Raw genomic sequence first — 18,686 nt, forward strand, 5'->3', positions numbered from 1 at the left:
GGGGTGTCCCCTTTCAGGCGCGGCGGGTGAGGGTGACGCGGAAGTTGTTGAAGATGTGGTCTTCGAGGGTGTAGGCGAAGATGTCGAGGTAGCGCTCGAAGCGTTGGACGGTGGTCTCGTCGGCCATGGCGACGGCTTCGTCGCGGCGGGCGGCCAGGAGCTGGAGCCAGGCGCGGCAGGCGCGGGCGAAGGATTCGGGTTCGTTGCGGATCTCGGTGACCTCGAAGAGGCCGTCGAGGCCGGCGGCGAGTTCGGGCAGGCGCGGGATGTGGCAGCCCTCGAACTCCTCGCGCTGGAGGAACTTGAGGTCGTCCAGGAGCTGGCGGCGCAGCGGGGGGTTCTCGACGGTCATGGTGTGCAGGACGAAGCGGGCGCCGGGCTTGAGGAGGGAGTGGACCTGCTTGAAGAAGACGCGGTAGCGCTGGGTGCGTTCCTTGGGGGTGAGGGAGGAGAGCACGAAGTGTTCGAGGGCGTTGATGCAGAACGCGGCGTCGTAGGGGTCGCCGTCGGCCTTGTGGTCTTCCCAGCTCTCGACGCGGGCGTGGATGGCGGGGTTGTCGAGGGCGGCGACGAAGTCGGCCTGGGTGCGGGAGAGGGTGACGCCGACGGCCTGTTGGACGCCGTGGACGGTGGTGAGGCGGTTGAGCATGGTGCCCCAGCCGCAGCCGATGTCCAGGACCTTGGCCTTGCCGGCGGCCTGGGCGAGGTCGGTGAAGACGTCGAGCTTGCGTTCCTGGGCCTCGTCGAGGGTGGCGACGAGGTCCTCGCCGTCCTCCCAGTAGCCGCCGGAGTACATCATGGTGGGGCCGAGGATGAGCCGGTAGAGGTCGTTGCCGACCTCGTAGTGGTGGCGGATCGCGTCGACGTCGGGGTTGATGGAGCGGGTCTCGGCGGTGGTCATGCGGGTGGGCCCCTGTTCTGGTGGTGGGACGGGTGGACTGGACTGGGTGGGACTGGGTCGGACTGGGCTTGGTCGGGCCGGTGGGACTGGGTCTGGCGTGGCCGGGCCGGGCCGGGCCGGGCGGTGCGGGTGCCCGGTGTCGCGGGGCGGTGCCGGTGCGGTGCCGGTGCCGCCGGGTCCGGGCGGACGGATGCCGCGGCAGGGCCGGGTGGTGCCCTGTCCCCGGGTGGACGGCCGTTTCGGCGGCGGTGGCCGGTCTGCGTCGCCTGCGGACAGGCCCGCCGGTGAAGGCGGTTGATCCCGTGCGGTGTGAACGGCCGGGCCGGTGCGGGTGGTTGCTCCCGTGCGGTGTGAACGGCCGCTCTGGTGAGGGTGGTTGGTTCGGCGTGGTGTGAGCGGCCGCTCTGGTGAGGGTGGTTGGTCTGTGCCTGCGTGTCGGTGCGGCCGCCGGGTCGTCCCGGTGCGTGCGGCCGGTGGTGCGGTGTGTGCGGCCGTGGTGCGGGTCGTTCCGGCGTGGTGCGGGTTGTCCCGGTGTGGTGCGGTTGCGGGGTGGTGGGTGTCGTGCGTGTGGGTGCGGTGTCTCGGGTCAGGTAAGCGTGTGTCTCGCAAGTGGTGCGCAAGCGTGGGTGGAGGGGTGGGGTTGCGGGGCGTTTGCGTGGGGGTGGGTTTCATGCGGTTTCGACAAGACACGCGGCCCCCACGGCCTTCCCGGGGTTTTCCCGGGGGGTTTCGGGTTCCGTCGCGGTGCTTCTTCTGTCGCCTGTGGGTGGCGGGGGTGGGCCGGGGCGGTGTCCGTGGTTTCCCCTCGGGGGGCGGGTTTTCCCGGGTCTGTTCTGCCTCATCACGTGTTGGCGCCTGTTCCGGGCGTCCAGGAAGGAATGATCACTCATGTCCGACATCCCCACCATCGAGGACCTGGCCGTGCAGTTGCAGGCGGTGTCCGGGGCGCAGGAGATCGACGCGGACGCGGCGTTGCAGCACATCGCGGATGTGGATTCGCTGGATCTGATGGAGTGGCTGTACGGGTTCCAGAACCAGTACCCGCACATTCCGGCGGACGAGTCGTTGTTCGCGGACATCGACGACACGACGACGCTGCGGGTGGTGCACGAGCGGATCCTGGCGCTCGTGGGCCAGGCCGGCGTCTGAGCGCGGGGCACTGTTCGATGAGCGGCTTCGACATCACGGGGTGGGGGATCTCGGTTCCCGAGCGTGTGGTGACCAGTGTGGAGCTGGCGGAGCGTTTCGGTGTGGACGAGCACTGGATCGTCTCGAGGTGCGGGATCCGGGAGCGGCGGGCGGTCGGGGCGGGGCAGAGTACCGCGTCGATGGCGGTTCAGGCCGGGCGGCGGGCGCTGGAGCGGGCGGGGCTGTCGGGTGGCGATATCGCGCACCTGATCGTGGCGACGGCGACGCCGGAGCAGCCCTCGCCGGCGACGTCGGCGTTCGTCCACGACGAGTTGGGGATCGCGGGCAGTGCGCATGACGTGAACTCCGAGTGTGCGGGGTTCGTGTACGCGCTGGTGACGGCGGTGGGTCTGTTGCGGATGGATCCGCGTCCGATCCTGGTGATCGGCTCGGACACGCACACGCTGACGGCGAATCCGGCGGACCGGGACCTGTCGATCCTGGTGGGTGACGGGGCCGGTGCGGTGGTCCTGCGGCCCGGCCCGGTGGATCGGGTCCTGGCGTGGAACCTGGGCGCGGACGGCTCGTGCAAGGACAGTCTGAAGGTCCTCGCGGGGGGTTCGCGGATGCCCACCACGCAGGAGACGGTGCGCCGGGGTCTGCACTACGCGCAGATCAACGGCAACGAGATCTACCTGAACGCGGTGCGGTACACGGTGCGTACGATCCGCGAGACGCTGGAGCAGGCGAAGCTGACGCCGGCGGACGTGGACCATGTGGTGCCGCACCAGGCGAACATCCGGATCATCAACTCGGTGCTCGCGCATACGGGTATTCCGGCGGACCGGCTGGTGGCGAACCTGGACCGGTACGGCAACACCGCTTCCGCGTCGATTCCGATCGCGTTGGCGGAGGCGTTGGACGCGGGGCGTATCCGGGAGGGGGACAGGGTGCTGCTGGCCGGGTTCGGTGCCGGGATGACGTGGGGTTCGGTCCTGCTGACGTGGGGAGGGTCGCGGTGAGCGGCCGGGGTGTGTTCGGGCAGCGGCCCGCCTCGCCGGTGGCGCTGGTGACCGGCGCGTCGGGGGGGCTGGGGCGGGAGCTGGCGCTGGCGCTGGACGCGGCCGGGTGCCGGGTCGCGGTGCACTACAACAGCGCCCGCCAGGCCGCGGAGGAGGTGGCGGGCAAGCTCGCCGGCGATCATGTCCTGGTGAGCGGTGACGTCGCGGACTACGCGCAGGTCGCTGCGATGTACGAGCGCATCACCGAGGCCCTGGGCCCGGTGGACGTGCTGGTGAACAACGGGGCGGTGCGCAAGGACGCGCTGATGGCGATGCAGGATCCGGCGCAGTGGCGGCAGGTGATCGACACGAACCTGGTGGGTTCCTTCCACACGGCGCGGGTGTGTGTGCCGGCGATGCTGCGGGCCCGCTGGGGCCGGGTGGTCAACATCGTGTCCCCGTCCGCGCTGATCGCCACCGCCGGGCAGACCGCCTACGCGGCGTCCAAGGCCGGGCTGATCGGGCTGACCCGTACGCTGGCGGCCGAGTGCGGGCGCCGGGGGGTGACGGTGAACGCGTTGTCGCCCGGGTTCATGATCACGGGGATGACGGACACCCTGCCCGAGCACGTGATCACCGGGATGCGGGAGAAGGTGCCGGTGCCGCGGTTCGTCACCCCGCAGGAGGTCGCCCGTTCCATCGGGCTCTTCCTCGACCAGGACTGCATGACCGGGCAGGTCATCAGTATCGACTCGGGCGCCTCCATCACCTGACCGCACCCGGCCCAGTCCCGGCCTCGTCCCCGGGCCCGGACCCTCCCGTCCCGGCCTCGTCCCGGCCCTGTCTGTCCTGTCCCCGGCCCGTCCCCGTTCCCCGGGGGGCGGGCCGGGGGCGTCGGGCGTTGCCGGCCTGGCGCCGGGGTGCGGGGTGGCGCCGGCCCGCCCTCCGGGTGTGGGGGGCGGGCCGGGTGGTGTGCGGGGGTGGCCGGCGGGGCCGGTCTGTTGTGGCGGGTTTTTAGGCGAGGACGGCGAGTGCGGCTTCGTAGTTCGGTTCGTCGGCGATCTCGGCGACGAGTTCGGTGTGCAGGACGGTGTCGTTCTCGTCCAGGACGACGACGGCGCGGGCGGTCAGTCCTGCCAGCGGGCCGTCGGCCAGGGCCACGCCGTAGTTCTCGTGGAAGTCGCGTCCGCGCAGGGTGGACAGGGTCTGGACGCTGTCCAGGCCTTCGGCGCCGCAGAAGCGGGCCTGGGCGAAGGGGAGGTCGGCGGAGATGCACAGCACCACGGTGTTGGCCAGCGAGCCGGCCTTGGTGTTGAAGGTGCGTACCGAGGTGGCGCAGGTGGGGGTGTCGATGCTGGGGAAGATGTTGAGGACCTTGCGCTTGCCGGCGTAGTCCTTCAGGGACTTGTCGGCGAGTCCTTCGCCGACCAGTGTGAACGCCGGGGCCTGGCTGCCGGCCTGGGGCAGTGCGCCGCCGACCTGGACCGGGTTCCCCTTCAGCGTGACCTGAGCCATGAAAAGCCTCCTACCAGCGGTGGAATGTGGTGACAACGCCGCCGATCCTACTGTGCGCCCCCGGTCCGGGGTGCCGGGTGGCCGTCCTTCGGACGGGGGAGGGCTTCGGGGTGTCCCGGCCGGTAGGCCTGGGGGTAGGTCTGCGGGTCAGGCGGACCAGAACGGGTCGTCGTAGGCGGGCAGGGTGTCGGGGTTGCCGCCGGGCAGGGTGGGTTCGGGTACGAAGGGGTCGCGGTCGCGGATGACGGGGATGGGGCCGACGGTGGCCTGGAAGGTGATGTTCCCGGCGGCGCCGAACAGTACGGCGACGCCGTGTCCGGCGGGGGTGGTGGCGAACATGGCGGGTTGGCGGGGGTTGACGGCGGTGATCCGGTAGCCGTGGGCCTGCCAGCCGCGTTCGGTGACGCCCAGCAGTGCCCCGTACTTGGCGGGGGTGACCCGGGTGGTGATGTGCCGGTCGCGGGTGGCGGTGGCGTAGCCCAGGGAGCGGTCCCGGAGGCCGCCGGTGGTCTGTTCGGTGGAGCGCGGCCAGCCGTCCCGGTGGCGCAGTGGGGGGCGGATGGCGGACGTCGCCTCGTCGAGGAGCGCGTCGAGGGTGTGGACGGCCTGTTCGGGGGTCATGGCGGGGGCCTTCGGCTGGTGCGGGGTCACGCGGCGGGGGCGGGGCGGGCCTTGGGGGTGGGGTGGGGTGGGGTGGGCCCTGGGGCGGGTCGGGTGGATCGGTATCAGGTGGACCAGTAGGGGTCGTCGTAGGCGGGGAGGGTGTCGGGGTTGCCGCCGGGCAGGGTGGGTTCGGGGGTGGGGGTGCCGAACGGGTCGCGGTCGCGGATGACGGGGATGTGGCCGCCGCCCGAGGCCTGGAGGGTGATGTTGCCGGCGGCGCCGAACAGCATCGCGACGGAGGATCCGTCCGGGGTGGCGGCGAACAGGGCCGGTTGGTTGGGGTTGATCGAGGTGATCGTGTACCCCTTGGTTTTCCAGTCGCGTTCGGCCATGTCCAGCAGGGTGGTGTACTTGGCCTTGGAGACCTTGGTCGTGATGTAGCGGTCGCGGGTGGCGGTGGCGTAGCCCTTGGAGTGGTCGTCGATGCCGGTGCTCTGTTCGGTGGAGCGCGGCCAGCCGTCCCGGTGGCGCAGCGGCGGCTGGATGCCGGAGAGTGCCTCGTCCAGGAGCGCGTCGAGTTTCTGGACGGCCTGTTCGGGTGTGGTGAGGGATTCGGGTGCCGGGTGCTCGTCGCCCGTGCCCGTGCCCGTGCCCGTGCCCGTGTGCGCGCAGGCTGTCAGGGCGAGTGCCAGTGCGGCGGCCGTGAGGCCGAGCCGTCGTGTGGTCGGGGTTGCCATGTTCATCGGCTTTCCTGCCGGGTCACGGCGTCGTACCGGCCGGCCACGATCTGGCCGATGTTGTTGACCGATTCCAGGGTCTTGGCGTCCTTCTCGCCGGGGTCGGTCATGTAGTCGGAGTGGGATTGGAAGGAGTTCTCCGGTCCGTCGGCGACTTCGAACCGGTTGGCGCCGAAGTCCTGGCTGGCGGGGTCCTGGCCGAACCAGAGCTGGTTGTCGGGGCCGAACCAGTCGTACATCTTGTCGGCGACGTAGCCGCCGCCGAGCATGCCGAGCGGGCCTGCGGTGGCGCCGGCGAGGACGCCGCCGAGGTCGTTGGTGACGCGGCCCTTGGCCGGCAGGTGGCTGACCGGGTCGTTCTCGGCGTCGCCGACCCATACGTGGTGGGGGTCGATGTGCAGTTGGGAGGCGTTGGCGGCGCCGGTGCCGGGGGAGCCGACGAGGATGATGTCGTCGGCGCCGGTGCCGCCGGGCATCTGTGCGCCCAGGCCCACGGTGGTGGATCCGTAGCTGTGGGCGAGGGCGACCAGGTGTGCGGGGGTGCCCTCGTGGGTGGCGCGCAGTCCGGCCATGAACGTGTCGTAGGCGGTGCCGCCCTTGCTCGCGCGGTCGGTGCCCGTCACTTCGAGGGGCCGGGTGTCGCCGTCGGCGAGTTTCTCCAGTCCGGGCGGCGGGTCGTAGCCGAGCCAGACCATGGAGGCGGTCGCGCTGGTGGGGTCGGCGTTGTGTGCGGCGTTCCACACGTTCAGGGCCCGGTCGGCGTCCTTGCCGCCGACGGCGGACAGCGTGGTGCCCAGGCCCGGTACGTAGGCGCTGACGTTCTTCGCGGTGTCGGGGTCGCCGAAGGACAGGATGCCGCGGCCCTGGCCCTGTTCGCCGACGCCGAGCAGGAACGCGGGCGGCTGTTTGCCGTTCTGCACGTTCAGCTTGTCCCGGATGGCGCGGAAGCCCTCCAGTTTCTGCTGGTCGTCGTCCGAGGGGTTCGGCTTGTGCTCGTAGGTGTCGATCAGGTGTGCCAGGTTGAGGCGGTTGGCCTGGTCGCGGGCGGTGGCGGGGATGCCGTCGCGCATGCCCAGCAGGTCGGGGTGGGCCTGGATCAGGCGCTGCTGCTCGTCCGGGGTCAGGCCCTTCCACCAGGAGTTGACGCCGGTGGGGGCGGCGCCGGCGGGCGGCCAGCCGGCCGCCGTCAGGCCGGTGCCGAGCTCGTCGACGGCCTTGCGGTCGGCGGCGGCCTGCCCCGGGTCGAGCCCGGTGCCGGTGCGGGCCCGGGTGGTCAGGGCGTCCAGCAGGCCCGCGATCTTCTGGTCGGCGTTGTCGGCCTCGGTGACGGCGTGGGAGATGCGCTCCGCCAGTGCCCGGGCCCGCTGCGGGGTGTCGTAGCTGGAAGCTCTCCGAGGCCTCGTGCAGCAGGCCCGACACCGCGGACATCTCGGTGTGCGCGGCGTCCAGGCGCCCGCTGGTGCGCTGCAGCGAGGCGTTGGCGGCGCCGGCCGCGGTGCCGACCCACTGGCTGTTGAAGACGTGTTTGGTGACCTCGGTGTCCATCGCCTGGACGTGCTTGCCGAACGCGCCGGCCAGGGTGTCGTAGGCGCCGGCGGCCCCGGCCAGGCCGGACAGGTCCGCGTCGCGCAGCTGGGCGAGGGTGACCATCAGTTCACCGCCGGCGCGTAGGGCCCGGCGCCGGGCGGCTTGAGGCCGTTCGCGTTGCCCGTGTCGGTGCCGCGGTAGTTGCCGGCGGTCTGGCCCAGTTTCAGGCTCACCCCGTCCACCTCCGAGGCCAGCTTGTTCAGGCACTCCTCCCACGCCGCCGTGCAGGTGTGCAGCGACGCCCCGGTACGCCAGCCCGACAGCGCCGCGACCGCCGTGTCGGAGGGCTCGTGGATGTGCTTGAGCTCGCCCGGCATCGCCTCGCCGGTGTCCTTGGCGGCCTTGGCCGCCGCGTCCAGGTCCGCCGGGTTCACCCCGAACAGCGGCCCGCCCGCCGGCGGCCCGTACGGCCCGTACGGGCCAGGCCCGTCGGAGCCCGCGTACGCGTTCATGGATCCCGTCCCCCCGCTGGTCGAACGACTGCTGTGCCCGCCCCGGGCCCGCACCACCCGTGCGCGCGGCCGGGGTCCCGTGCGGGCATGCGAAACCGGCGCACTTGTACGGTTCGCGTCGAAGCATGGCGAAAATAGCAGATCAGCCCACCGGCGCCGACCCGCCGGCGGCCCGGTGGTGGCCCGGTGGTGGCCCGGTGGTGGCCCGGGGTCTTGCGGTGTCCGTGTCTCGGTGGTGGCGCCCCGTCACCCGGGCGCGCACGGCGGGCCCGGGTGACGGGGCGGACGGACGCTGGCGGGCCGGACGGCCGGACGGCTGTGCGCCTGGACGGCTGGACGGCTGGACGGCTGGACGGTCGTGCGGCCGGGTGTCGGTGCGGGCGCGGTTCTACGGCCGCCGGGGCCGCCGGGGCCGTCGGGGTCGGGCGGCGATGAAGACGAGTTCGCGGCCCGGCCGGTCGGGGGCGTCGCGGACCTCGCGCAGGGTGAAGCCGTGGGCGGCCAAGTCCGCTTCCACCTCGGCGCGTTGGCGAAAGCGCAGGGTGGAGGTGGAGGTGAGCCGCTGCCCGTCGGCGGTGAACCCGTAGGTCCAGCGGAAGGTCACCAGTGGGCCGTCGACGGCGACCAGGTCGATCCAGGTCTCGACCGGGCCGGTGCCGGGGACGTCGGTGACGGTGCGGGTGGCGTCGCGGTGCCAGTCCTCCCAGGCCCGCCGGGCCGGGTCGCGGGTCTCGAACACCAGGTGCCCGCCCGGGCGCAGCGCCGCGAAGGCCCGGGCGAGGGTGGCGTGCCACAGGCGCGGGTCGGTGATCTCCTGGGCGGTGTTCGCGGTCATGGTCACCAGGTCGGCCCGCAGCGGGGGCAGGGTCCTGGCGTCGCCGTGGATCCAGCGCACGCGCCCGGCGCCGGGTTTGGCCCGGGCCACCTCCAGGCACGCCCGGGCCGGGTCCACGGCGACGACCTCGGCCCCGCGTGCGGCCAGCAGCAGCGCGAACACCCCGGTCCCGCACCCGAGGTCCAGCACCGTGCGCGCGCCGAGGCCCGCGGCGAGGGCGAGGTAGACGTCCAGGTCGTCGCGGCCGGCCTGCAGCGCGTCGTAGAGCGCGGCGAGCCGGGGGTGGGTGAAGTTCTCGTCGGCCATGCGGGCGACGGTAGCGGCGAAGGGCGCCGCGAGGCCGCTGTCATCCGCCGTCCCGCCCGGACCCGCCGTCCGGACCCGCCGGCCGCCGTCCCGCCCGGACCCGCCGCCCGGTGGCGTCGGCCGGCCGGGCTGGGCCGGCTGGGCCGAACCGGACCGGGCGCAGGGCCGGTTGGGTCCGGGTGCCTCAGGTGTAGGTTCCGCGTTTCGGTGTCCAACGGCATCGCAGTGACCTGCAGGGCTTCTGTGTTCCGCGCTCGTGTCCTCCGAACGCGTTCCGCAGAACTGTGTCCAATCCGCGCCGGTCGGGCCTTATGACGTTGCTGGCCGTGACTGGGGCGGGGGTGACGTCAACCCCGTATTCCGCACATGGCCAACGTCAGTGCTGCCCGGAGGGTTCGGCCCATGGCGGGGTTCATCGGTTCTCCCACCGTGCGATGACGTCGCGGCATGCCTTTGCGTGGCTTTCGGCGACAAGCAGGACGAGGTTGCCGTCGTGGTCGCTGTACTGGACCAGCACGTTGACCCCTGCGTCACCCAGGAGTCTCGCCAGGGCACCGAGTTGCCCGGGCATCTCCTGGTTCAGCCGGGTCATGACGACGTCGCGAACGGCCGCAGGGCCGAGCTCTGCTTCGGTGGCAGCCCGGAGCGCGAGCGGGCCATTGTCGACGAGGTAGTGCGCGATGGCGTGGCCGTTGTGGGTGAACACGCCGCCGCCTTCCAAACTCACTCCGGCACGGCCGAGAGCTTGTCCGAGGACGGCCAGTGCGCCGGGCCGGTCGGGCAAATGGACCTCGAGGTCCTGCAGGTGGGCGCTCACGCGGTCACCGCGGTGGTGGTCACCTCGACGGGAACGGACAGCGAGTTGGCGATGTAGCACTCATGGTGGGCCTGCTCACTCAGCTCCTGGACCTTGGCCTCGTCCGTCCCGGCGGCGACCTTGACCGTGACGACCAGGCGGATCGTGGCGAGGCGGGCGGACTCGGCCGTCAGGTCGAGGTGACTGACGGCCTGGTCGTCGTAGGCCAGCACGTCGATGCCGGCGCGGGCGGCGGCGCCGAGGAAGGACAGCATCTGGCAGGAGGAGGCGGCCATGACCACGAGTTGCTCGGGGTTGAGCCGTTCGGGGCTGCCCCGGAAGGCCGGGTCCGCGCTCAAGGCCACTTCGGCGGCGGCGGGCGGGGCAACAGCGACGTGGTCGCGGGAGTAGGAACGGATCCCGGTGGCGGTGGAGCCGTTCCAGTGCAGGTGGGCGACGTAGGGGTGCGAGTTCATGCCCCGACGGTAGGCCGCGGACGCTTCGGCGCTCACCGCAGCGTCGTCGTCGAAAGATTGAACGCGCTGACCAGCGCTTCCACGCGGCTTGTCCAATTGGTCATCCGCTGGACATGGCGGTCCGGAATTGGACACCGAAACGCGGAACCTACATCAGGGGGCGGGGTCCGGCGGCCGGGCCGGGGAGTGCCAGGGGTAGGTGGGGTCCTCGGTGATCCGTACCTGCTGGGGGGCGTCGCGGGGGAAGGTCCAGATCCGTCCCAGGGTGCTGGTGGCGGTCACCGTGGTGTCGTCGAGGGTGACGTCGGCGAACGGGTTGGACGAGCAGGAGATCGCGAGCCACTCCAGGGTGTTCTCGTCGTCGTCGCGGGTCAGCGCGACCCAGCCGATGCTGCCGTGTTCGGACGCCTCGCCCGCGAGGGCGCGGTGGCCGGCGTGGGTGCTGGTGGCGAACACCGTGTCGACGTCCGTCCAGTCGGTGGGGGTCCACGCGGTGGCCCGCAGCAGTTCCCACCAACTCCACTGCTGGGCCCGGGGCTCGTGCAGCCGGTCGGCGGGGGAGAACCGCATGAGGCGCATCACCGACAGCGATCCGTCGCCGAACACGATGAAGTCCCCGTGGGGCACCTCGCGGGAACGCCAGCGCTCATGGACCGGGCCGGCCTGGGGTCGTGCGTCGTCGAAAGCCACGCCCGCCATGATCGCACCCGCCGACAGTGCGGCAACGGCCGGTCCGGGCCCGGCCCGTGACCGCACGGCGGCGCACGGCGGCGGACCGCGGCGGACCGCGGACCAGCCGACGGGCCGGGCCGCACGGAGCCCCGGACGGCCGGGAAACCGCCCGCCCCGGCCCGGCGGACAACCCCCTTCACCTACTCGGATCCGAGTAGTACGATCCGAGTGTCACGGGTCCGGGCCCGAGGCTCCCCGCCCCGGGCCCCGGGCCCCCGCGTGCGACCACGGAGTGCCATGACCGCCAAACGACCCGCCAACCCCCTGGCCCTGGCCCTGCTCGGCCTGCTCCTCGAACAGCCCCTGCACCCCCACGCCATGGCCACCACCCTGCGCCAGCGCCACCTCGACCAGGCCTTCAAACTGACCACCGGTTCGCTGTACGACACGGTGCGCGCCCTGGCCCGCGACGGCTGGATCGAGGCCACCGACACCGAACAGGTCGGCGCGCGCCCCGCCCGCACCGTCTACCGCCACACCCCCCAGGGCCGGCAGTACTTCACCCAGTGGCTGGACGAACTCATCCGCGAGCCCTCCCGCGAATACCCGAAATTCCTGTCCGCCGTCAGCTACCTGGGCGCCCTGGGACCACACCGCGCCGCCCAGGCACTGCGCGAACGGGCCGCCGCCCTGCACACCCGCATCACCGAGAGCGAACAGGCCCACCACAGCGCCACCCACGAACACCACGCCCCCCGACTGTTCGTCATCGAGGCCGAGTACGCCCACGCCATGCTGCACGCCGAACACCAATGGGTGCTGCGCACCGCAGAGGAGATCGAACAGGGCACCCTGGCCTGGCCGGAGGCCGCCCCCGATGCCTGACACCCCCACACCCGCGCCCGCACCCGCACCCGCCGCCACGCCCGTCCCCGTCCCCGCACAGGTCCCCGCCGCACGGCGCTTACCCGCCGCCGGAGCCGCCGGAGCCGCCGGGCCCTCCGGGGCCGCAGACGCGGACGTCCTGGTCGTCGGCGCCGGCCCCGCCGGCCTGACGCTGGCCTGCGAACTGGCCCTGGCCCGCGTGCGCACCGTGCTCCTGGAACGCGACCCCGCCCCGCCCGGCTACTGCCGCGGCTTCAACCTCAACGCCCGCAGCCTGGAACTACTGGAACGCCGCGGCCTGGCCGAACGCCTCCTCGCCGAAGGCCCCACCGTGGCGACCACCGCGTTCACCGCACAGGCCCGCCTCGACCTGGCCGCCATGCGCACCCGCCACCCCTACGTCCTGGGCATCGCCCAGACCAGGGTCGAGGAGATCCTCACCGAACACGCCCACCACCTGGGCGTACGCATCCTGCGCGGCCACCGCCTGAACGCCCTCGACCTCGACGACGACGGCGTCCACGCCCACACCGACACCCCCGACGGCCCCGCGCTGCTGCGTGCCGGCTGGCTGGCCGGCTGCGACGGCGGCCGCAGCACCGTACGCAAACTCGCCGCCATCGCCTTCCCCGGCACCCCCGCCCGCCGCTTCACCCTGCTCGCGGACGTGGTCCTGACCGACCCGCAGGCGATCCCCTTCGGCGTGAACACCGGCCCGGGCGGCACCGTGTTCGCCATCCCCAGGCCCGGCTACGTCCGCCTGATCACCGCAGACCCCCACCCGCCCCGGGACCGGCACGAACCCCTCACCCTGCCCCGCTTCCAGCAGGCACTGGACCACGCCCTGGGACACCGCGTCCCGATCGCCCGCGCCCACTGGCTGACCCGCTTCGGCGATGCCGCCCGCCTGGCCGAACGGCTGCGCCGGGGCCGGGTCCTGCTGGCGGGAGACGCCGCCCACATCCACCCGCCCGCCGGCGCCATCGGCGTCAACGCCGCCATCGACGACGCGATGAACCTCGGCTGGAAACTCGCCCTCGTCGCCCGCGGACAAGCCCCCGAAACCCTCCTGGACACCTACCACACCGAACGCCACGCGGCCGGCGCCAGACTGCTGCGCAACACCCGCGCCCAGGCACTGCTCGCCGGCGACGACGAGGAACTCGCGCCCGTGCGCGACCTGCTCGCCGACCTCGCACAGGCCAAGGACACGGCCGGCCCCCTGGCCGAGGAGATCACCGGCATCGCCACCCGCTACCCGGCCCCCCACGGCAGCGGCCACCCCTGGGAGGGCGCGATGGTCCCGGACGTCCCCCTGCACCACGACGCCTTCCACGACGACACCCTCCACGACGACACCCTCCAACACGGCGCCCTGATACCGCTGCTGGCCCACACCGGCGCCGGCGCCCTGCTCCTGGAGGACACCACCGCGGCCGATGCACTGCGCACGGCGGCCGCCCCCTGGGCGGACCGGGTGAGCGCGGCGACGGTGCGGCCCGGCGCCCTGCCCGACACGTCCGCGGTCCTGGTGCGCCCGGACGGCCACGCCGCCTGGACCGCACCACCCAACCAGGCGCCCCAGACCGCCGCCGAACAACTGCGCGCGGCCCTGCACCTGTGGTTCGGGCCGGCGGCGGCACCGGGGCCGGGGGCGCCCGACCTCCCGTAGTGCCGCGCGGGGCCCGGGCGCTCCGGCCATCCGGCCGTGTGCCGCCGGAGTGCCGCCGGGCGAACCGGCGGTGGTGCGCGAGGCGTTGACGGCGTCCGCGGCACAGGGGTCCGCGGTTCAGGGGTCCGCTGCGCCGCGAGGCCCGTCCCGCCCGCCCGCCGTCCCGCCCGCCGTCCCGCCCACCCGCCGTCCCGCCCACCCGCCCGCCGTCCCGGGCGGGGCAGCTCCCGCGGCCGCCCGGGGCGGCGGGTTGCCCGGGCCCGGGTACGGCCTGCGCGCGGTGCGGCCCCCGCTGCGGCCGCTACAGGTTGACGCCGCCGGTGACGTCGATCTTGGTGCCGGTGATCCAGCGGGCGTCGTCGGAGGCGAGGAAGGCGACCGCGTCGGCGATGTCCGGGATCTCGCCGATCCGGCCGAGGGCGGTCAGGGCGAGGTTGCGTTCCAGGTTCGCCGGGTCGGCCAGCACGTCGGCGGTCATGTCGGTGCGGGTGAACCCGACGACGACGGAGTTGACGGTGATGTTGCGGGGTCCGAGGTACTTGGCCAGGGTGTGGCCGAACACCTCCAGGGCGCCCTTGGTGAGCGGGTAGCCGATGCCGTGGGCGGAGGCGATACGGGTGGAGACGGAGGAGATGTTGATGATCCGGCCGCCGTCGTGCAGCCGTGGCAGCAGCCGCTGGGTGAGGAAGAACGGCGCCTTGACGTTGACCGCGACCATCTCGTCGAACTCCTCGGGAGTGAGGACCTCGATCGGGCGCCCCATGAGATTGAGCCCGGCGTTGTGGACCAGGATGTCGAGCGCCGCTTCCCCGTGCGCGCGCAGCCCGGCCTCCAGCCCGCCCACGAGGGTGTCCACGTCGCCGGGAACGCCCAGTTCGGCGCCCACGGTGAACGCCCGGCCACCGGCCCCGGCGATCGCCGCGACGCACTCCTTCGCCGCCGCCTCGTTGCTGCCGTAGTGCACGGCGACCAGGGCGCCGTCCCGGGCCAGGCGTTCGGCGATGCCCCGCCCGATGCCCCGGCCGGCGCCGGTGACCAGCGCGACCTTCCCGCTGAGGTTTCCCATGTCCACCCTTTCGACCGTGTTCCGCCCAGATCCCGCCGTCCGACCCCCCAAGGTCAGCCTCAGCCGAGTTTGACGTCCACTCAGGTACTGCGGGGTATGGTGCCCGGCCACGGCCACGCCACGGCCGCGCACGCCTGGGCCCGAGCCCGGGCCCGGGCCGGTCCCGCCGCCGCCGGTCCCGCCGGGCTCAGGCGGCCAGGCCCGGGAGGACCTCGGCGCCGGGCAGGCGGGCCGTCGCCCAGCCGGGCAGGATCAGCTTGCCCCGGCGCCGTCCGCTGCCGATGAGCACGTGATCGGCGGCGGCCACCGCCTCGTCGACCAGCAGCGGCCAGCCGCCCGGCAGGCCGACGGCGGTGATGCCGCCGTACTCCATGCCGGTGGCGGCGACGGCGATGTCCACCGGCGCGAAGGAGGCCTTGCGCGCGCCCAGGTGCCTGCGCACGGCGGTGTTGACGTCCAGGCGGGTGTCGGCGCGCACCAGGCAGGCGGCCAGGGTGACGTCGCCGCCGCGTCTGGCGGCGACCACCACGCAGTTCGCGGAGAGCTCCAGCGGCACGTCGTAGGCCTGGCAGAACACCGCGGTGTCCGCCTTGTCGGGGTCGGTGTCCACGTACAGCACGGATCCGGCCCACTGGTGCGCGTCCGCGTTCTTCAACGCGTCGGCGACGGGGGCGGCGAGGTCGCCGCCGACCTCGACCGCCGCGCGGACGAGGGGGAAGTCCCCGAACGGGGCGCGCACGTTCTCGTTCATGCAGCGGACTGTACCGCGCACCCCGGCAGGCCTGGCGCGGGTCCTGCGGCTGCCCCCGGGGCGGCGAAATCCGTTGCCGCCGGCCGGAGTCGGTGGCGCCGGGCGCGGGAAAGGGGCCCGCCATGGAAGATCTCGCGCAGGACACCGATGAGGCGGCCGCCGGACACGGCGGTCCGCCGCCGCACCTGCTCCCCGGCCCGGCGACGGGCGCGGTGCGCCTGGCCGGCGGCGCCGCGAACACCGTCTGGCTGGTCACCCTGGCCGGCGGCGGGCGCGTGGTGGTGAAGTCCACCCCGGCACTGGCCCCCGACGTGTACGCGAAGGAGGCCCAGGGCCTCGCGGCCCTGCGCACCCGCGGCGCGCTGGCGACCCCGCGGGTGCTGGCCCTTCACCCGGACGGACTGGTCCTGGAAGCCCTCGAACAGCCGCCCGCACACGACACCGCCTTCTGGGAACGCGCCGCACACGCGCTGGCCGGCCTGCACGCCACCACCGGACAGCGCTTCGGCTGGGCCTCGGACGGCTGGCTCGGCCGCCTGGCACAGCGCAACCCCTGGACCGAGGACGGACACGAGTTCTTCGCCCGCCACCGCCTGCTGCGCTACCTCGACGAACCCCTGGCACGCCAGGTGCTCGGGCCCCGGGGACGCGCCGACCTGGAACGCATCTGCGACCGGCTGCCCCAACTCCTGCCCGCCGCACCACCCGTCCTCACCCACGGCGACCTGTGGCACGGCAACGTCCTCGCCCGCCCGGACGCAACACCGGCGTTCATCGACCCGGCGGTGTGCTGGACGTGGGCGGACACGGACCTGAGCATGATGTTCTGCACCGGCGGCGTCCCCGCCCGCTTCTTCGACGCCTACCGCGAACACCACCCCCTCACCGACGGCTGGCAGGACCGCATGCGGCTGCTCCACCTGCGCGAACAGCTCAGCTGCGCCGCCCACTTCGGCGCGCGCGACGGCCACACCGGCGACCTGCTCGACGTGCTGCGCACCTATCGCTAACGCGGGCCGCTCGGACGGTGGCCTCAGCGGCCGTCCGGCCGGTGCTGGTCCTGCGGTGTGTCGGGGACCAGTTCCTGGTCGTAGCGGGCCAGGAGGGTCTGCATCATCCGGCGGTGGGGCCGTCCGTCGGCGGCGAGGGCGGCGGCCTCGATGAAGAACTCCTCGAAGCCGGCCGGGGTCAGCGTCACCAGGATCGTGGCGGGGGTGTCGCCGATCGCGGTGAAGGAGTGCGGGTGGGTGCGCGGGACGTGCAGGAAGCCGCCCGGGCCCGCCTCGGTGGTGCGCTCGTCGCACCGCAGGCGGAACGCGCCGCTGACGACGTAGAACGTCTCGTCGTGGCCGCGGTGCAGGTGCAGGGGCGCGCCCTGGCCGGGCTCGAAGGTGGACTCCAGGACGGCGATAGATCCGCCGCTCTGCGCGCCCGCGAGCTTGACGACGTACGGGCTGCCCGGCACGTGGCGCCGCCCGCCGTGCCCGGGCGCCAGGACGACGGGCTCGCGGCGGACACCGCCACGGCCGGGCCCCCCGCCGGCCTCGCCGCCGGGCTCCGCGCCGGGCTGCTTGCGGTGGGTGTCAGCCACGGCCGGGCTCCCCGCCGGGTTCCTCGCCGGGCTCCTCGGTGAACTCTGCGCGGTGGCGTTCGGCCCAGGCCCGGAAGGGCGTCGCCGCGCGGCCGGTGAGCCGCTGGACCGCGGGCGTGACGGTCGCGGCGAACGGTTCCAGCGAGGCGGCGCGCAGCGCCATGACCGCGTCCGCGGTCTCCGGGCGCAGGCCGTGGTCCAGGAGTGCTCGGCGGGCGGCGGGGGGCGGGATCTCGGTGAACGCCAGCGGGGTGCCCAGGACTTCGGCGAGCGTCGCGGTCATCTCGCCGGGGGTGAGGGCCTGGGGGCCGGTCAGCAGGTGGGCCCGGCCGTCGTGTCCGGGCTCGGTCAGGGCGCGGGCCGCGGCCGCGGCGATGTCGGCCGGGTCGATGACGGAGACCCGGCCGGCGGCGAACGGGGCCCGGACGGTGCGGGTCGCGCGGATCGTCCCGGCCCAGGCGAGGGTGTTCGACATGAAGCCCGTCGGACGCAGGAACGTCCAGGCCAGGCCGCTGTCCTGGACGGCCTGTTCGCCCGCGCGGTGCCAGCGGGCGACGGGGTCGTCCGCGCCGGGGTCGGCGAGGCGGCCGGAGGACAGCTTGACGACGGCCTCGGCGCCGGCGCGGGCGGCCGCGGCGGCGAGGTTGGCGTCGTGGCGCGGGATGTCGGGGCCGTCGGAGAGCAGGAACACCTTGCGCACGCCCCGCAGGGCGGCGGCCAGGCTGTCCGGCTCGCCGAGGTCCGCGCCGACGACGTCCACGCCGCCCGGCAGGCGGGCCCGCTCGGGGCGGCGGGTGGCGGCGCGCACGGGCGCGCCGAGGGCGGCCAGGTGGCCGACGAGGGCACGGCCGACGGTGCCGGTCGCGCCGGTCACGAGGATCACGGGGTCCTCCGGGTGTTCCTCGGCGGGGTGTTTTTTGTCGGGGTGTTCTTTGGTGGAGTGTTCTTCGACGGGGTGTTCTTCGTCAGGGTGTCGAGCAGGTCGTCGTGCCAGGCCAGGTCGGCCTTCAGACGGGCGAGGCAGTGCTCGAAGATCCACGGTTCGAGGCCGGTCAGGTCCGGCCGGGCGGCCTCGAACTGCTCCTCGAACAGGGCCACCTGGTCGGCCACGGCCCGCCGGCGCGCGGCCACGGCCCCGGCCAGGTCCTCGTCCGTGAGGTCCGCGGTGTACTGCAGGGCCAGGTCGACCGGGTCGGGCAGCAGGCGCACCCTGCCCAGCGCCGCGTCGCGCAGGGCGGCGAGCTCCCGGCGGCCCCGGTCGGTGATCGCGTAGACGGTCCGCTCGGGCGGGTTGCCGACCTTCTCGCTGCGCACCACCTCGACCAGGCCGTCGTCGGCCATCCGGTGCAGGACGCTGTAGAGCGATCCGGGCTTGACGTCGGTCCACAGCTCGGTGCGGTCGAGCTGGGCCGCCTGGCGGATCTGGTAGCCGTGCATCGGCCCGCCCCGGGCCAGCGCGCTGAGTGCGAAGAGTCGCGAAGTGCTCACATCACTAGTCGAACACGACTACGGTTCATAGTCAAACGCGACTGCGGGTGCGGGGCCGTGATGGTTCTGCGGGCCCGGATGTGGGGGGCGGCGCGGGGCCGGGGGCGGGGCCCCGAAACACCCCCCCCCCGCCCCAGGCCGGGGGGGGGTGGAACCCGGGGGTAACCATACCCCGGGCCCCCCGCTACCCCCAAAGGGGCGCCCCGAACAAACAATTTGCCCTC

General features: G+C 73.5%; 22 protein-coding genes. 7 read left to right on the top strand and 15 right to left on the bottom strand.

Going from position 1 to position 18,686, the window contains the following annotated elements:
• Positions 1 to 13 precede the first annotated feature (13 nt).
• Positions 14 to 901, bottom strand: a complete 888-nt coding sequence (locus tag ACIPLC_RS36265; protein ID WP_400477319.1) for a class I SAM-dependent methyltransferase — start codon at positions 899 to 901, stop codon at positions 14 to 16.
• Positions 902 to 1,789: 888 nt separating this feature from the next.
• Here ACIPLC_RS36265 and ACIPLC_RS36270 point away from each other — a divergent pair.
• From ACIPLC_RS36270 to ACIPLC_RS36280, 3 genes are read left to right on the top strand one after another with little or no spacing between them, the layout of a single operon-like run.
• Positions 1,790 to 2,050: a hypothetical protein gene (locus ACIPLC_RS36270; protein WP_400477320.1), complete on the top strand. Its 261-nt coding sequence runs from the start codon at positions 1,790 to 1,792 to the stop codon at positions 2,048 to 2,050.
• A 17-nt stretch (positions 2,051 to 2,067) separates the two neighbouring features.
• The gene (locus ACIPLC_RS36275; protein ID WP_400477321.1) at positions 2,068 to 3,051 is read left to right on the top strand and encodes a 3-oxoacyl-ACP synthase III family protein; all 984 of its coding nucleotides are present in this window, start codon (positions 2,068 to 2,070) and stop codon (positions 3,049 to 3,051) included.
• Positions 3,048 to 3,803 (top strand): SDR family oxidoreductase, encoded by a 756-nt coding sequence (locus tag ACIPLC_RS36280; RefSeq protein WP_400477322.1) that lies wholly within the window; start codon positions 3,048 to 3,050, stop codon positions 3,801 to 3,803. The genes ACIPLC_RS36275 and ACIPLC_RS36280 overlap by 4 nt, the downstream gene beginning before the upstream one ends.
• A 241-nt stretch (positions 3,804 to 4,044) precedes the next feature.
• Here ACIPLC_RS36280 and tpx read toward each other — a convergent pair whose 3' ends face one another.
• From tpx to ACIPLC_RS36300, 4 genes are all read right to left on the bottom strand, one after another.
• Positions 4,045 to 4,545: a thiol peroxidase gene (tpx, locus tag ACIPLC_RS36285; protein ID WP_400477323.1), complete on the bottom strand. Its 501-nt coding sequence runs from the start codon at positions 4,543 to 4,545 to the stop codon at positions 4,045 to 4,047.
• A gap of 147 nt (positions 4,546 to 4,692) precedes the next feature.
• A complete protein-coding gene (locus ACIPLC_RS36290) occupies positions 4,693 to 5,166 on the bottom strand; it encodes a hypothetical protein (protein WP_400477324.1) in 474 nt (157 codons plus the stop codon).
• A gap of 104 nt (positions 5,167 to 5,270) precedes the next feature.
• Positions 5,271 to 5,891, bottom strand: a complete 621-nt coding sequence (locus ACIPLC_RS36295) for a hypothetical protein (RefSeq protein WP_400477325.1) — start codon at positions 5,889 to 5,891, stop codon at positions 5,271 to 5,273.
• The gene (locus ACIPLC_RS36300) at positions 5,888 to 6,955 is read right to left on the bottom strand and encodes an alpha/beta hydrolase (protein ID WP_400477326.1); all 1,068 of its coding nucleotides are present in this window, start codon (positions 6,953 to 6,955) and stop codon (positions 5,888 to 5,890) included. The genes ACIPLC_RS36295 and ACIPLC_RS36300 overlap by 4 nt, the downstream gene beginning before the upstream one ends.
• A 364-nt stretch (positions 6,956 to 7,319) precedes the next feature.
• Here ACIPLC_RS36300 and ACIPLC_RS36305 point away from each other — a divergent pair, with 364 nt between their 5' ends.
• Entirely contained in the window at positions 7,320 to 7,556 is a 237-nt protein-coding gene (locus tag ACIPLC_RS36305; protein WP_400477327.1) for a hypothetical protein, read from the top strand.
• Here the strand turns inward: ACIPLC_RS36305 and ACIPLC_RS36310 are convergent.
• From ACIPLC_RS36310 to ACIPLC_RS36330, 5 genes are all read right to left on the bottom strand, one after another.
• Positions 7,535 to 7,924 carry a hypothetical protein gene (locus tag ACIPLC_RS36310; RefSeq protein WP_400477328.1) on the bottom strand — a complete coding sequence of 130 codons (390 nt, stop codon included), beginning with the start codon at positions 7,922 to 7,924 and terminating at the stop codon, positions 7,535 to 7,537. The two genes, ACIPLC_RS36305 and ACIPLC_RS36310, sit on opposite strands and share 22 nt — an antisense overlap.
• Positions 7,925 to 8,312: 388 nt before the next feature.
• Positions 8,313 to 9,065, bottom strand: coding sequence for a class I SAM-dependent methyltransferase (locus ACIPLC_RS36315; RefSeq protein WP_400477329.1), 753 nt, complete (start codon positions 9,063 to 9,065; stop codon positions 8,313 to 8,315).
• A 412-nt stretch (positions 9,066 to 9,477) separates the two neighbouring features.
• Complete coding sequence (locus ACIPLC_RS36320; RefSeq protein ID WP_400477330.1) at positions 9,478 to 9,882, bottom strand: amino acid-binding protein; 405 nt, start codon at positions 9,880 to 9,882, stop codon at positions 9,478 to 9,480.
• A complete protein-coding gene (locus ACIPLC_RS36325; protein WP_400477331.1) occupies positions 9,879 to 10,337 on the bottom strand; it encodes an OsmC family protein in 459 nt (152 codons plus the stop codon). Before ACIPLC_RS36325 ends, ACIPLC_RS36320 begins: the two co-directional genes overlap by 4 nt.
• A 153-nt stretch (positions 10,338 to 10,490) precedes the next feature.
• Positions 10,491 to 11,027 carry a hypothetical protein gene (locus ACIPLC_RS36330; RefSeq protein WP_400477332.1) on the bottom strand — a complete coding sequence of 179 codons (537 nt, stop codon included), beginning with the start codon at positions 11,025 to 11,027 and terminating at the stop codon, positions 10,491 to 10,493.
• 279 nt (positions 11,028 to 11,306) lie between these two features.
• Here ACIPLC_RS36330 and ACIPLC_RS36335 point away from each other — a divergent pair, with 279 nt between their 5' ends.
• Entirely contained in the window at positions 11,307 to 11,894 is a 588-nt protein-coding gene (locus tag ACIPLC_RS36335) for a PadR family transcriptional regulator (RefSeq protein ID WP_400477333.1), read from the top strand.
• Positions 11,887 to 13,566 (top strand): FAD-dependent monooxygenase, encoded by a 1,680-nt coding sequence (locus tag ACIPLC_RS36340; protein WP_400477334.1) that lies wholly within the window; start codon positions 11,887 to 11,889, stop codon positions 13,564 to 13,566. Before ACIPLC_RS36335 ends, ACIPLC_RS36340 begins: the two co-directional genes overlap by 8 nt.
• A gap of 301 nt (positions 13,567 to 13,867) precedes the next feature.
• Here the strand turns inward: ACIPLC_RS36340 and ACIPLC_RS36345 are convergent, their stop codons facing one another.
• Positions 13,868 to 14,632 (bottom strand): SDR family oxidoreductase, encoded by a 765-nt coding sequence (locus ACIPLC_RS36345; RefSeq protein ID WP_350887393.1) that lies wholly within the window; start codon positions 14,630 to 14,632, stop codon positions 13,868 to 13,870.
• A gap of 187 nt (positions 14,633 to 14,819) precedes the next feature.
• Positions 14,820 to 15,383: a YbaK/EbsC family protein gene (locus ACIPLC_RS36350; RefSeq protein WP_400477335.1), complete on the bottom strand. Its 564-nt coding sequence runs from the start codon at positions 15,381 to 15,383 to the stop codon at positions 14,820 to 14,822.
• 122 nt (positions 15,384 to 15,505) lie between these two features.
• On the opposite strand from ACIPLC_RS36350, the gene ACIPLC_RS36355 reads away from it, so the two are divergent.
• Positions 15,506 to 16,393: a fructosamine kinase family protein gene (locus ACIPLC_RS36355; RefSeq protein WP_400477336.1), complete on the top strand. Its 888-nt coding sequence runs from the start codon at positions 15,506 to 15,508 to the stop codon at positions 16,391 to 16,393.
• Positions 16,394 to 16,416: 23 nt separating this feature from the next.
• Here ACIPLC_RS36355 and ACIPLC_RS36360 read toward each other — a convergent pair whose 3' ends face one another.
• Genes ACIPLC_RS36360 through ACIPLC_RS36370 form a run of 3 tightly spaced genes read right to left on the bottom strand, consistent with a single transcriptional unit; the run spans position 16,417 to position 18,462 of the window.
• Positions 16,417 to 16,974, bottom strand: coding sequence for a cupin domain-containing protein (locus tag ACIPLC_RS36360; protein WP_400477337.1), 558 nt, complete (start codon positions 16,972 to 16,974; stop codon positions 16,417 to 16,419).
• Positions 16,967 to 17,857, bottom strand: a complete 891-nt coding sequence (locus ACIPLC_RS36365; protein WP_400477338.1) for an NAD(P)H-binding protein — start codon at positions 17,855 to 17,857, stop codon at positions 16,967 to 16,969. The genes ACIPLC_RS36360 and ACIPLC_RS36365 overlap by 8 nt, the downstream gene beginning before the upstream one ends.
• Positions 17,854 to 18,462: a PadR family transcriptional regulator gene (locus tag ACIPLC_RS36370; protein WP_400477339.1), complete on the bottom strand. Its 609-nt coding sequence runs from the start codon at positions 18,460 to 18,462 to the stop codon at positions 17,854 to 17,856. The genes ACIPLC_RS36365 and ACIPLC_RS36370 overlap by 4 nt, the downstream gene beginning before the upstream one ends.
• Positions 18,463 to 18,686 lie beyond the last annotated feature (224 nt).

This window comes from Kitasatospora sp. NPDC086801 (genome assembly GCF_044745805.1).
In the GTDB taxonomy this organism is placed as follows: Bacteria; Actinomycetota; Actinomycetes; order Streptomycetales; family Streptomycetaceae; genus Kitasatospora.